Here is a 12,985-nt window from a genome sequence, read left to right on the forward strand (position 1 = left end):
CTCCTGTTATTTCAGTTTCGGATCGAGCGCGTCGCGGAGGCCATCACCGAAAATATTAAATGCTAGCATGGTCAAACTGATCAGAATGGCCGGGAAGAGCATCCGCCATGGATAATACATCCAGCCTGTCAATGCGTCGTTGATCATCGAACCGAGCGAAGCGATCGGAGCTTGAACCCCGAGACCGAGGAAGCTGAGGAAGGCTTCAGAGAAGATGGCGTTCGGTACGGACAACGTCAAGGTAACGATAATCGGACCGACTGCGTTCGGCAGCAGATGCCGGAACAAGAGGCGGTTCGAGCCCGCGCCCATGGAACGGGAAGCTAATACGTATTCCCTGTTTTTGAGCTGCATGATCTCGCCGCGGACGATCCACGACATGTTAATCCAGCCCGTAATCGTCAAAGCCAGAATAATCGTTCCGATGCTCGGCTCGAAGACGACAAGCAGCAGAATAGTGACAAGCATATAAGGAATGGAGTACAAAATCTCCGAAAATTTGTTCATAATTGCATCAACACGGCCGCCGAAGAAGCCCATGATGCCGCCATAGATCACGCCAATCAGCAAGTCGATCAATGCGGCAGCGAGACCAACGATCAGCGAGATGCGGGCACCCATCCAGGTACGCACGAACATATCGCGGCCGAGGTCATCCGTTCCAAACCAATGGTCTTTGGAAGGGGGCTGGTTCGTATTCAGCAAATCATTCGTTGCCGAATCGTAGTTCGAAATCAGCGGACCGATAATCGCAGCCAGGATGATGAGCAAAAGCACGACCAGGCTGGCCATGGCAAGTTTGTTTTTGCGCAAACGCTGCCAAGCGTCTCTCCACGCCGAGAGGCTTTCCCGCTGAATGACTTCCGCCTGCTTTTCATCTACTCCTATTTTACGGAAGTCCTCGGGCGTTAGTTCGGCACTTGTGTTAGGCAAAGTTGTTTCATTCACTGCCACTGTTAGCCCTCCTTCCCGCCGGTCAATTTAATACGCGGATCAACCAGCACATAAACGATATCTGTAATAAAACGCGCCAGCATGAGCAGAATGCCGTAGAAAATCGTGACGCCCATGATCATCGTGTAATCACGGTTCGTGATACACTCAACGAACACTTTGCCTATGCCGCCGATACTAAAGATTTGTTCGATGACAACGGAACCGGTGATGATATTCGCCGTCATCGGTCCAATATAGGTGACGACAGGCAAAATGCCGTTGCGAATGACATGCCGGAACATGATCGTAAACCAATTCAAGCCTTTCGCTTTTGCCGTCTTGATATAGTCCGCATGCAGAACTTCCAGCATGCTAGAGCGGGTCAGACGAGCAATGAAGGCAATCGGTTGGGCCGACAAAGCTGCGACAGGCAAAACATAATCTAGCGGGCCGTCAAAGCCCATAACGTTGAACCATCCGAGCTTCTCGCCGAATACAAATTGGATTAGAGAAGCCAGCACGAAGCTCGGGACCGCAATTCCAAGTACGGCCAAAATCATGGCAATATTATCGATCAGCTTTCGATGGTAGAGAGCCGCGAGCATGCCGAGCAAAATTCCGATGAACACCGAAATGACAATTGCGATCAATCCGATTTTCAGGGAAGCTGAGAAGGTTTGCAGGATAATTCCCATAACTTCCTGGTTTTGATGCTTCATGGAGATACCAAAATCCCCGGTCGCAATATCACCCAAATATTTAAAGTACTGCACATATACCGGTTTATCGAGACCGTACTGCTCCATGAGACGGGCTTGTATTTCAGGCGGAACCTTTTTCTCGGACATAAAAGGATCCCCAGGTATGGCTTTCATCAGAAAGAATGTGGCTGATATCAATATGAACAAAGACACCAGCATGTAAAAGAACTTGTTGGCTACGTAACGAACCATGCCCGATTACCCTCCCCGCTATTATTATTCTACAATTTTCGACATAATTCGATTTTAAAGAATGGCGGGCACTTTTGTCCAATCTAGTTATTACTAATTGAAGAAATATCTACCACAACCATGATGAGATGCAAAAAAAACGGGATATATATGGATTGTCCACATATATATCCCGAATTACTTATCCAAATTTACACAAGCGTCTTACTCAAAGTAAGCGCGTGTAAAGTCAACTGCACCTGCGTAATCAAGAATTACACCTTTCAGGTTCGGTTTCATCAGTGCTACGTTGGTGTAATAGTAAATCGGCATAAGCACTTGTTGATCCTTGATCAAAAGAGTTTCGGCCTTCGTGAAATCTTCCATCCGCTTGTTATTGTCAGCGGAAGAGTAAGCATCATTAATCAAAGCGTCATATTCTTTGTTCTTGAAGCCTACGTCGTTGTTACCGCTCTTCGAGGTCCACAGATCAAAGAATGTCATTGGATCGTTGTAGTCTGGGCTCCAGCCTGCACGTGCGATTTGGTAGTTCAGGCTTCTGCGGTTTTTGAGGAATACGCCCCATTCCTGGTTTTCGGTTTTCACTTCAACGCCCAGGTTTTTCTTCCACATGTCAGCTACGGCAAGCGCAATTTTCTTGTGTTTGTCGCTGGAGTTGTAAATTAGGGTTACGGCAGGAAGCGTTGTGTAGCCTTCTTCCTTCATACCTTCAGCAAGCAAATTCTTAGCTTCATCCATATTTTCAGTGAAGTAATCGTCTTTATGCTCCGTACGGAATTCTTCCTTGGCACCTGCGATGCCTGGAGGCACGAAACCAAACGCCGGTTTCTCTTCACTTTGCGTTACCTTGTCAACGATTTCCTGACGGGTGATCGCCATAGCGAAAGCTTTACGGATTTTTGCATTATCAAACGGCTTGGCGGTTACGTTGAACTGATAGTAGTACACGCTGCCGACCGGTTTCAGATCAAGCTCGTCCTTCAGTTCCTTTTTAACAGCTGGCATTTGGTCGGTAGGAATCTCGCCGTTCGGCATGCCTGCAAAATCCAATTGTCCGCTGCGATAGCTGGACAGCTCGGTTGCGCCGCTGTTGGAGAGGGACATCGTAATTTTATTCAGCTTGATGTCCTTGTTATCCCAGTAGTTCGCATTCTTGGTTACTTCGATCTTCTGGCCTGTTGTCCATGTGGTCAAAGTGAATGGTCCGTTGGTGATCATCGATTTTGGATCAGCAGCCCATTTCGCATTGTCCTTCACGGATTGATGAACAGGGTAGAACGTGTAGAACGAAGTCAGACCCAGGAAGTACGGAGTCGGGTTCTTCAAGGTCACTTCAAGCGTGTTATCGTCTGTTGCTTTTACGCCCACTTGCGAGAAATCAGTGGTTTTTTTGTTGTTGTAATCTTCTGCACCTTTAATGTAGTACAGTTGGTACGCGTAAGGTGGTGCCGGCGTCGTGCTCGGGTCGAGAACGCGCTGCCATGCAAAGACAAAGTCTTTTGCCGTTACAGGATCACCATTGCTCCATTTCGCGTCTTTGCGGAGGTGGAAAACATACTTCAAACCATCGGAAGAAATATCCCATTTTTCTGCGACACCTGGGATTGGTTTGCTGTTTTCATCCAGGCGGACCAGACCTTCATACATCATGTTCAAAACCGTATGAGCCTGGCTGTCTTGCGCTTGCGCCGGGTCAAATGTTGGCGGTTCAGCGCTGAGGTTGATGTGAAGCACTTGATCTTTGGCAGCGGCGCTATTTTCTTTGGAGCCGCTTCCCCCTTCATTCTTCGAGCCACAGCCCGCGAGAATGGTTCCCACTGCAAGGATCATCGTTAGCAGGGTTAAGAGTGTTTTCCTTCTCATGATGTAATCCCCCTAAGGTTATTTGAGTATATGTTTAGTGATTATACAACCAGTGGTCAAAAAAATCTACTCCATAATCAAAGAAAATACGTTGCATGGCTCAAATTTAATACAATTTTCATGATTCAGGAAATGCATAAATAATTAAGACATTGTAAGGAATATGTATTTGAATATGCCAATAAATGCAAAAAGAAGGTAGCTGAGGCTCATGATGACAAAAGACATTCTCCAAATTAATTTTACCATTTTCTGAACATTAACCTTGCCTTTCATGCGGTTCTGCGCACTGCCGATCAGCCCGATGGCAATGAGTAAAAGCAGCAGGATCAAATAAAATCCGAACCTTGAATCAAAGGTAAGATTAAACAGTGCCGACACCGAAATGATCAGGAAAAGCGTCGTGACGTCCATAGCAAGCTTAAGCGAAGTTTTTTTGTTATGTTTCCACCAATAATGGCCAAAATATACGAGCAAGAAAGGGAAAAACGGGAGCATGCTTAAAAAGAAAAATGAGTTTTTCAGAAAATCCAAATGATTCACTCCTCTCGTATCGTAAGACCTTGAATCAGGCCCGTGACCAGCTCGTGAGCCTCTGCACACATACCGGACGATTTGGCCAATGCCGCAATGCTGCCATTGATCCATTCGATTTCCGTCGGCATGCCTGCCTGCACATCCTTCAGCATGGAAGACGTATTACCGGAAGTGGAGGTACAGACTTCTACAATTTGATCCCATATATCCTGATCCCATGGTATGCCGCAGGCGTCGTAGACCCGAAGCGCCTCATCCAGCAGCATCCTCATCATGCTTATTCGCCGCTTTGTTGCCAGCAGCTCGCCATTCGGTATGCTCCACAGCGCGGTAAGCGGGTTGATGACGGCATTGATCAGCAGCTTCCGGAAAATTCTGCTATCGATGTCATTCGCTAAAACGGTTAAAAATCCTGCTTTTTGCAGCATTTTAACCAATGGTTCGAGCTTGCTGGCCTCGTTACCATGTGCATGGTGCTTCTCCGTCGCGCCGACCCAGGTCGTCCCTGCTCCCGCATGCATCACTTCGCTAGGAGAGACTCGCTTTGCTCCCTCGGTCGTGACCCCTGCATACAGAGGCCAGCCCGGCAGAATGCCTGCGACCCGGTCCATATGGCCATAACCGTTCTGGAAACAGACCAATCCCGGCAGCATGCTTGGATGCAGCTTGTCCGGTTCGAGATGTGCCGCGATTCGCGAGCATACCTCGAGCACATCCTTCTGCTTGGTCATCAGCAAAATATAGTCCCCGGGCTGCCGCTGCCAGCTGAACGCAAAATCCTCAAGGACTCCAACGACAAAATCGCCCGCGGCTGCTCGCGCCTCCGTGCCGCCATCCGCATGGAGGATTGTAATCCCCTTTTCCCTGAGATCCTGCGCCTGCGCCGCGCTTCTGCACCATACCCGCACCTTGGCCCCTGAAGCCGCGAGTTTGCATCCGTATAACAAGCCGAGGGAGCCCGCTCCAATCAGATCTATCATCATCGTATCTCCTGCCTGTATCCCAAGTTTGAAATCTTGTCTTTAAAATATTATATCGCATGAATCGACCGGGTTACGAGAAAAAAGTCTGCCTGGTTCCGTCCGGATTTCAATTCAGCCCCAAGCATGGAAAAACCCGTTCGGGCGCGCCTTCTCATAGCGCTCATCCGGACGGGTGTCTGGGGTTATGACCTTTATGTTTTAACGCCTACTCGATGCGCTCGAGATTACCGTTCGCATCCATTTTAAACCGGGTCTTCAGCTCTTCCTCTTCTTCCGTTAAAAAAGCAAGCCGCCGCGCCCGGTCCATGATTTGGATCAGCGCTTTGTAGTCGTCATTGACAACCCTGTAATCCGTCTGGACCTCACTGACTTCCTTGCTTAGCTGCTCATTCACTCTTCTTAAGTTGGCGAGCTCCTCTTCTTTCTCTCGCAGCTCCTTTTCCAGCATTTTCAGCTGGCGGCCGTTCTCCTGCAAGCTGCCCTTCCATTGGCGCAAAAAGCGGATCACCGCATCAATGGACAATGATTCTTCGCTTGCGCCATCCACTTTGAAATATCCCGGCTCTGTTTCCAAGCCAAGTCCCGCTACCATAGGGTTTGCAGGCTGTTTTTTGTAGTAGCTTCTTTTTTGCCGCTGCGTTTTCGCGAGACTGATCGCTTCCTCATACTTTTTACGGACACAGCTGTTCCAGCGGAAGCCGCAGGCTGCGGACGTCCTGCCGATTTTTTCCCCGACCTCCTCAAAAGCGGCGAGCTGCGTGCTGCCTTCACGGATATGCCTCAAAGTAACTTCCGCTAAAATAAGGTCATCCTCTGTACTCCATGCGTCTTGTCTTACTGCTGTCATGCAACAAAACCCTCCTAACAACATCCTAAAATAACCGTCTCCATAACCCTTTTCATGTTCCGGGCTTGAATGAGGTATAACAGCTGCTTATTTTCATTTCTATGCTTCTCATAGAGTTCATAGAATCTATTTGATACTAATTTGTATTGCCAAATTTCAAATGGCTCATACTTGTTCCACCGGAAAATAAACATGTCAGGCTGTATACTTTCCATAACAATGATCACAATAAATATTGAAAAAGCAAAAAGTTCATATTTGTTCAAGACTTTTCGTTTACACAATTTTGGGTTAACGTTATAATGATGTGTAGTAAAGCTACGACCGTACATAAGGAGAGGGGGATACTACGTGGCACGTATGTTTCGAGTACTGGGCTTCTTTACGCTCGCGATCGGTCTGATGGCATATGCCGGCAACATGGTCGAGATGGCTCTGTTGTTCTTCGTGCAGACAGCATTTTTCGTGATTTTGGGCTACCTGAAATTTACGGAAAAAACATACATTGTTCTCTTCTGGGGCTATATGATCGTGACTTTTACCGGATTCAGCTACTGGACAGTCTTTCAAATGGGTCTACCGCTGTAGTTACCGATCAGGGCTTGAAGAGTTTTTCAAAAAGACGATCCGACAATCGCTGCCGGAACGTCTTTTTTCTTTTGTTTCAACGTTTGTCCGCAGGTGTGAAAAGAGAGGGATGATATTTTTTATAAACAAGCATATATTTACATGAGGATCTGAAATCAGGCATGCTCAAGACTTGCCAGGAGGGGAGGATGATTCGTGAAGGCCGCCGGAAAACATGTGCGCCTGATAGTTCTGCTTGTCCCGCTTCTGCTCCTCTCGATGCTGCATTCGCAGCCTGTCCTTCTTGCCGATCCCGTAACACCGGAAAATGCTGACCAGCAGCAAATCCTGCAGAAGAGCCTTTCAATCGTAGAAATCGACCGCGAAATTGAACGGGTCAGCAAGCAGCAGAATGATACGCAGACGGAAATAAAGCAGCTTCAGGACCGGCTTACGGAAAAGCAGGACCAGATTAAAAGCCGCCAGGAGCGGGCAGGCACCGTGATTCGAGCTTATTATATGGGTGAAAGGGACAATCTGTTCACCATTCTTTTTTCAGCTAAAAGCCTGAGCAATCTGCTCGAAATATACAGCTATTATGAAATGATCATGGATCAGGACCGAATCGTGCTTGACGCCTACCAGTCAGAGTACAAGAACATTAGGGACATGCAGCAGCAGATGGAAAAGTCGTATGCGCAGCTCACCACGATCAAAGAAAATCTCTTGAAGCAGAGAGAACGGGTGGTTGCCCTGCAGAAAGAGCTGGACAGCAGCGTCGCCAGCAGCAGCGATCCCGAGGCGATGAAAAAACTGATCAAGGAATTCACGTCCTACTGGGAAAATGTAGGTATGTACGAGGTCAAACGCTACTTCTCTGCATTATCGTCGGCTATGGATGATCTGCCTGAATTTATCCAGAACAAAAAAGGCGCCATCCGGACGAACGGCACCACGTATTCCATCGATATTCAGGAAAAGGATCTCAACGAATTTCTGAAAAGCAAAAATAAGCTGTTCGACAATTTTGGATTCCATTTCAGCGACAACAAGGTGATCGCTGCCGGCGAGAGCGGCAACCTCAGCTTGCAGGTCGAGGGGCATTACAGCATCGAAAATGAGCCGGAAAATTCGATTCTGTTCCATGTCGATAAGCTGGTTTTTAACGGACTTGAACTCCCCGACACGACGTGCCGGCAGCTCGAGGATGAATTCGACCTTGGATTCTATCCGCAGCAAATCGTTTCGTTCGTGAAAGCCACGGAAGTCACCAGCAATGATCAAGTGCTCCATGTCAAGCTGAAGCTTTCCATGTAGCCGTCTCCGTTATTCGTTCGCGCTCTTCTCTTTGGGGTGGCCTTCCAGGGCCTCCCTGTATTCCTGCGCGGTGCTTTTTCCCGACAAGAACAGCTTTGCGGCTTTCGAGAATACTTCCCATTTGGTCTGGAGGAGGCTGTCCCCCGACTTTCCTTCGACCGGCTTGAGCAATTGATTCAGCTCCACAGGCGGCTGAACAAACTGAAATGGATCCTCTTCATATATTTCCCTCTGCACCGGCAAATACCCGGTCGTATCCGACCAGAGCTGCTGCGATCTTTTGGATGTCATGAAAGCAATCCATTCCGCAGCCTTTTCCGGATTTTGAGCCTGGGCTGAAACAGCGTAGGATCTTCCTCTAAGTAAAAATGGGTTGTCGGCATATAACGCCTCCGGCATTCGAAGCTCAAGCAACGGATTGATGCTTTTTTCTTTCACTGCGTCCGAGGCTGGGACACCCAACAGAATCAGCTCTTCATTTTTCAGGCTGGCCCATGCTTCCTGTGATTTGCCAGCCTCAATAAATTGGATGCTTGTATACAGCTTGCTTAAGGAGTCCAGGTCCTCGTTTGAAGGATTGGCAGGATTCATCCCCGCCCCTCCCATTAAGGCCGCGAAAGCATATCCGTCCCCAGCAGGGATGGCGATCATTTTCTTATCCTTGCGGCTATCCTGCTTTCCGAGCAAATCCTTCCAATCCTTCCCCGCTGCCTGCGGAATACCGGAGATTCCGAGCGTTTGCAGGGCATGTGCCTGCCATACCAGCACATAAGGATCCATATCTAACGGAATGCCCCACTGGTATCCGTTCCATTCCAGCAGCTGCAGAATGGCACTGATAGCGTCCCCGCCGGTAGCGGTGCTTTGATAGGATTCGGCCGGCAGGATATACCCGCTCGAAGCCAGCGATCGGATCCAGGGGCTGTTGACCAGCATAACATCCGGCCCTTCCCCGACCTCAAGCGCTGCCGTTAGCTGGTGATAGGCATCCGTCCCTGGGATATTCCGGATATTCACCTGAATGCCCGTCTCGGACATAAACATGCGATTTATATCGAGCAGTTCCTTGTAATCGGATTCATTTAAATGGGTTATGACCTGAATCGGTTGATCTTCTGCATCCTGAGGTGAGGAGGGCTGCGGGTTCCAGGACATTGTTTTTCGCTCTTCACCGCTGCTGTTGTCGGGCGTCAAATTCTGGCCTTGGGAAAGGCTGGTTAAAGACAGCAGCAAGATTGCGAACAAAAACCAATAATTTTTCCGCTTCAAGTCTTTCGGCCTCCTCTGGCGAATGCTTCATTCCATACTCCCTATTTTAGCAAAAGAATAGGGCGCTTGTCCTACTTTTTATTGGAAATGTTTTACTTAGACCTAGTTCCATCCATGGTATGAGTCCTGGATTGCCCTTGTCCTTGTGGACTCGGACAGATCCAGGACAGCTTAATAGGACGATTTTACAGCAGGTCTGCGGCCAATTGCGCCAGCTTCGACCGTTCTCCTTTTTCAAGTGTAATATGCCCGCTGATGCCCTCCTGCTTGAATTTCTCCACGATGTACGTCAGACCGTTGCTGGAGGCGTCCAAATACGGATGATCGATCTGCTCCGGATCGCCCATGAGAATGATTTTGCTGCCTTCGCCTACCCGGGAAACAATCGTTTTCACCTCATGCCTTGACAGGTTCTGCGCTTCATCAACGATGATAAACTGGCCGGGGATGGATCTGCCGCGAATGTACGTCAAAGCTTCAACCTGAATGGAGCCGAGTCCCATGAGGATTTTATCGATGTCACCGGATTTTTTGGTATCGAACAAAAACTCAAGGTTATCATAAATCGGCTGCATCCACGGCCGCAGCTTCTCTTCTTTTTCCCCCGGCAGATACCCGATATCCTTCCCCATCGGAACGACCGGCCTTGCAATCAGCAGCTTCTTGTACTTGTGTTCATCCTCCACCTTTAGTAGTCCCGCAGCCAATGCCAGCAGCGTCTTTCCCGTCCCCGCCTTCCCGGTAATCGTAACCAGAGGGATGTCATCGTTCAATAGCAGCTCCAGTGCCATGCGCTGCTGTGCATTGCGGGCGCAGATGCCCCAGACGGCGTCATTGCTCAAATAAAGCGGCTCCAGCTTGCTGCCTTCCGCGTTCACTTTGAGCAGCGCCGATTTGGTGCTTCCCATTTCATCCTTCAAAATGACGAATTCATGCGGGTTTAGCGGGTAAGAGAGCTGCAGCGGTTTAACCGGCAGGAAGCGATAGGAATAAAATTCGTCGATCATGGAAGGATGCACCTTCAGCTTCAGATTGCCCGAGTACAGCTCCCCAAGCTCCACCGTGCGGTCAGACAAATAATCCTGCGTGTTCAGTCCGAGCACATCCGCCTTAATCCGGACCAGCACATCTTTGCTGACGAGCACCACCTGGGCGGCATCCGTTTTTTCCGACTCCTCCATATGATAATTCAAGGCCACGGCGAGTATGCGGTTGTCGTTGGAAATTTCCCCGAACATCTCCTGGACCTTGAGAAAGCTCCTGTGATTCAGTTCTACTTTCAGGCTGCCTCCATGATGCAGTGTCACCCCGCTGTGCAGATGTCCTTGTTCCCTCAGCTGATCCAATAAACGCGAGACCGTACGGGCATTGCGTCCGATTTCATCGGCATTTCGCTTCTTCGAATCGATTTCCTCCAGAACCACGGCAGGTATGACGACTTCATGCTCATCGAAGGCATATATGGCTCCGGGATCATGAAGAAGCACATTGGTATCCAGTACAAAAATCTTTCTCATACCTTCTCCCTCCACTAACTCATAATGAACACATAAATTATTCCGTCATGGACATCCTAAGTTACAATTCGCCATTAGAATCTATGACCTGGAAAGGACGATCACATATGAGAATGCTCATGCTTGTCGTGCTGGCACTGGCTGTCATCAGCGGCTGTAACAAGGCTCAAGACAAAAACGCATCACCCTCTCCTCAAAGTAAACAAGGACCCGCGGCTGCTTCGAAGGACTACAGCCGGGTATCGTTAAAATCGGCAGGAAAGTCCGCTGTACATACGGCGGAGGAGACAACGGACTTGTCGGTGAAGGATCACCTCGAAGCCCTGGCGGAACGGGTTGCCGGTGTTAAAAAGGCTCATGCCGTCGTATTCGGGAATACAGCAGTTGTCGGCATCGATGTGGATGGCAAGCTTACCCGCTCCCGCGTTGGCACGATCAAGTACTCCGTGGCCGAAGCTCTTCGCAAGGACCCGCGGGGTAAAAATGCGCTTGTCACAGCCGACATGGATTTGTCGAGCCGAATCGCCGAAATCGGGCAGCATATCCAAAAAGGCGAGCCGGTATCCGGATTTGCTTCGGAGCTTGCCGATATCGTCGGGCGAATCATCCCGCAGCTTCCGAAAGATGTAAAGACAAAAACCCAGCAGCCTCCAGCCGCACCGACGTCCAGACACTGAATTTGGACGACCGTTTTCCGCACCACTCAACATTTTCCGCATAAATGAACAAAAAGCCTAGTGAGAAACTCACTAGGCTTTTTTGGTCACAACGCATCTGGACACAAGTCCATGCGTCCTGTTCAAGGGCCGGCATTCCGGCAGCTGCATTCATTTGGATACATAATGGCTGAGTGCATGGTGCGACTGCTTGGGACATCTGACCGACCTCCTGTACAGGTTCCAGTGTACTCTATTATATTAGTCAGGCCGGGAAATATTGCACCCAACTTTAAGGATTTGTTTGCTCCGCGCCATCCGGACTCGCTGCCGGCAGTCCATTGCCGGCAATTTCATCCTTCAGTGCCTGCTTCGCTTTATCCAGCTCGGCATCGTCCACATACACGTACGGGCTCTTCCATGTACCGGTTACCGGCATGAATTTGACATTTTCCTTTTTGACTTTCCAATACGTTGCAATCATGTTCTTCAGCTGATCGTTCTCGATGTCGGTTTCCATGTTTTTATCCATGGCATCCAGGACGCCGCCAAGGCTCGTAACGCCTTTGAACGTCTGCATTTTGTCGATCAGAGCATGTAGGACTTCGTTTTGCCTGCGGTTACGGTCAAAGTCGTCGGAAGCCTGCGTTTTCGGACGGCAGTTGGACTTGCGGTAACGCACATAATCCAGTGCATCGTTGCCGTCAAGCTTTTGCTGGCCCTTCTTCAGGTTGATGTTCGTACCATCGGCCTTGTCCCGGTAACACATATTCATGTCCACGTTGATGTCCACGCCACCGAGGGCGTCAACCGCATCCCGGAAGCCCTGGAAATTCAGCACCGTTGCATAGTCAATCGGAATGTCCATATATTTGCTCATCATCGTTTTCATTTCGTCTTCGGCTTTGATGCCCGTGTCCTTCTCTTTGGCAAGGAACGTCGGATAGTAGGCATTCGCCTTGTTTTCCTTATAGCCCTTCAGCTCGATCTTCGTATCGCGTGGGAGCGAGACGACCGTTACCGTTTTGGTATCCGGATTAAAAGCCGTCACCATGATAACGTCGGATAAATGGGTACCGGTCTCCGGACGGTAATCCGTGCCGAGCAAAAGCATCGTCACCGGCTTTACCTTGGCTGATTTTTCAGCCGGAACTGGATTGTTGTTTCCTGTATCCAGGACACCGCTATCCGCTTTGTAATATAAATATCCGATATATCCCGCTGCAGCCAGCACAGCCAATATAATAACAATCAGTAAGAATTTCAGAAACGACTTGAACCCGCTCTTCTTCTTTTTCTTCTTTGGCGGCTGTTTGGTCTGCTTGCTGCCACTTTGAGATCGTGGAGGTAGACTGGATTTGCTGGAACTCATCTCAAACACCTTTTTCATTTATTTTGAGCCAATTCCCTCTAGAAGAGAAACGTCTATCAACGTACTTTCAAAGGAGACAGACCGCATAAAGGTGTTTCCCTTGCAATATCAGGTAGCAGTGGCTTTGTAGAATAAACGTTCTGATATTATAAACGAAGCCCCTCGTCA

At 49.0% G+C, this 12,985-nt stretch carries 12 protein-coding genes; 3 read left to right on the forward strand and 9 right to left on the reverse strand.

Going from position 1 to position 12,985, the window contains the following annotated elements:
• Nucleotides 1-6 precede the first annotated feature (6 nt).
• From PCH05_RS07170 to PCH05_RS07195, 6 genes are all read right to left on the reverse strand, one after another.
• Nucleotides 7-954 (reverse strand): ABC transporter permease, encoded by a 948-nt coding sequence (locus PCH05_RS07170; protein ID WP_281278749.1) that lies wholly within the window; start codon nucleotides 952-954, stop codon nucleotides 7-9.
• Nucleotides 955-956: 2 nt separating this feature from the next.
• A complete protein-coding gene (locus PCH05_RS07175) occupies nucleotides 957-1,889 on the reverse strand; it encodes an ABC transporter permease (protein ID WP_127601687.1) in 933 nt (310 codons plus the stop codon).
• Nucleotides 1,890-2,093: 204 nt separating this feature from the next.
• Nucleotides 2,094-3,752, reverse strand: a complete 1,659-nt coding sequence (locus PCH05_RS07180) for a peptide ABC transporter substrate-binding protein (protein WP_127601688.1) — start codon at nucleotides 3,750-3,752, stop codon at nucleotides 2,094-2,096.
• Between the two features lie 144 nt (nucleotides 3,753-3,896).
• A complete protein-coding gene (locus PCH05_RS07185; protein ID WP_307719515.1) occupies nucleotides 3,897-4,400 on the reverse strand; it encodes a DUF3397 domain-containing protein in 504 nt (167 codons plus the stop codon).
• Nucleotides 4,292-5,269, reverse strand: coding sequence for a ketopantoate reductase family protein (locus PCH05_RS07190; RefSeq protein WP_246049395.1), 978 nt, complete (start codon nucleotides 5,267-5,269; stop codon nucleotides 4,292-4,294). The genes PCH05_RS07185 and PCH05_RS07190 overlap by 109 nt, the downstream gene beginning before the upstream one ends.
• A gap of 208 nt (nucleotides 5,270-5,477) precedes the next feature.
• The gene (locus tag PCH05_RS07195) at nucleotides 5,478-6,119 is read right to left on the reverse strand and encodes an RsfA family transcriptional regulator (protein WP_127601690.1); all 642 of its coding nucleotides are present in this window, start codon (nucleotides 6,117-6,119) and stop codon (nucleotides 5,478-5,480) included.
• 351 nt (nucleotides 6,120-6,470) lie between these two features.
• On the opposite strand from PCH05_RS07195, the gene PCH05_RS07200 reads away from it, so the two are divergent.
• Together PCH05_RS07200 and PCH05_RS07205 are read left to right on the forward strand one after the other, a co-directional pair.
• The gene (locus PCH05_RS07200) at nucleotides 6,471-6,707 is read left to right on the forward strand and encodes a DUF2626 domain-containing protein (RefSeq protein ID WP_127601691.1); all 237 of its coding nucleotides are present in this window, start codon (nucleotides 6,471-6,473) and stop codon (nucleotides 6,705-6,707) included.
• A gap of 216 nt (nucleotides 6,708-6,923) precedes the next feature.
• Entirely contained in the window at nucleotides 6,924-8,003 is a 1,080-nt protein-coding gene (locus PCH05_RS07205; protein ID WP_246049396.1) for a coiled-coil domain-containing protein, read from the forward strand.
• A 9-nt stretch (nucleotides 8,004-8,012) separates the two neighbouring features.
• Here PCH05_RS07205 and PCH05_RS07210 read toward each other — a convergent pair whose 3' ends face one another.
• Together PCH05_RS07210 and PCH05_RS07215 are read right to left on the reverse strand one after the other, a co-directional pair.
• Entirely contained in the window at nucleotides 8,013-9,272 is a 1,260-nt protein-coding gene (locus PCH05_RS07210) for an extracellular solute-binding protein (RefSeq protein WP_127601692.1), read from the reverse strand.
• 185 nt (nucleotides 9,273-9,457) lie between these two features.
• Nucleotides 9,458-10,789 (reverse strand): PhoH family protein, encoded by a 1,332-nt coding sequence (locus PCH05_RS07215; protein WP_127601693.1) that lies wholly within the window; start codon nucleotides 10,787-10,789, stop codon nucleotides 9,458-9,460.
• Nucleotides 10,790-10,896: 107 nt separating this feature from the next.
• Between PCH05_RS07215 and PCH05_RS07220 the strand changes: the two genes are divergently transcribed.
• A complete protein-coding gene (locus PCH05_RS07220) occupies nucleotides 10,897-11,466 on the forward strand; it encodes a YhcN/YlaJ family sporulation lipoprotein (protein WP_127601694.1) in 570 nt (189 codons plus the stop codon).
• Between the two features lie 271 nt (nucleotides 11,467-11,737).
• Here the strand turns inward: PCH05_RS07220 and PCH05_RS07225 are convergent, their stop codons facing one another.
• Nucleotides 11,738-12,817 (reverse strand): LCP family protein, encoded by a 1,080-nt coding sequence (locus PCH05_RS07225; protein ID WP_127601695.1) that lies wholly within the window; start codon nucleotides 12,815-12,817, stop codon nucleotides 11,738-11,740.
• Nucleotides 12,818-12,985 lie beyond the last annotated feature (168 nt).

This window comes from Paenibacillus chibensis (assembly GCF_004001045.1).
Classification (GTDB): domain Bacteria; phylum Bacillota; class Bacilli; order Paenibacillales; family Paenibacillaceae; genus Paenibacillus_AQ; species Paenibacillus_AQ chibensis.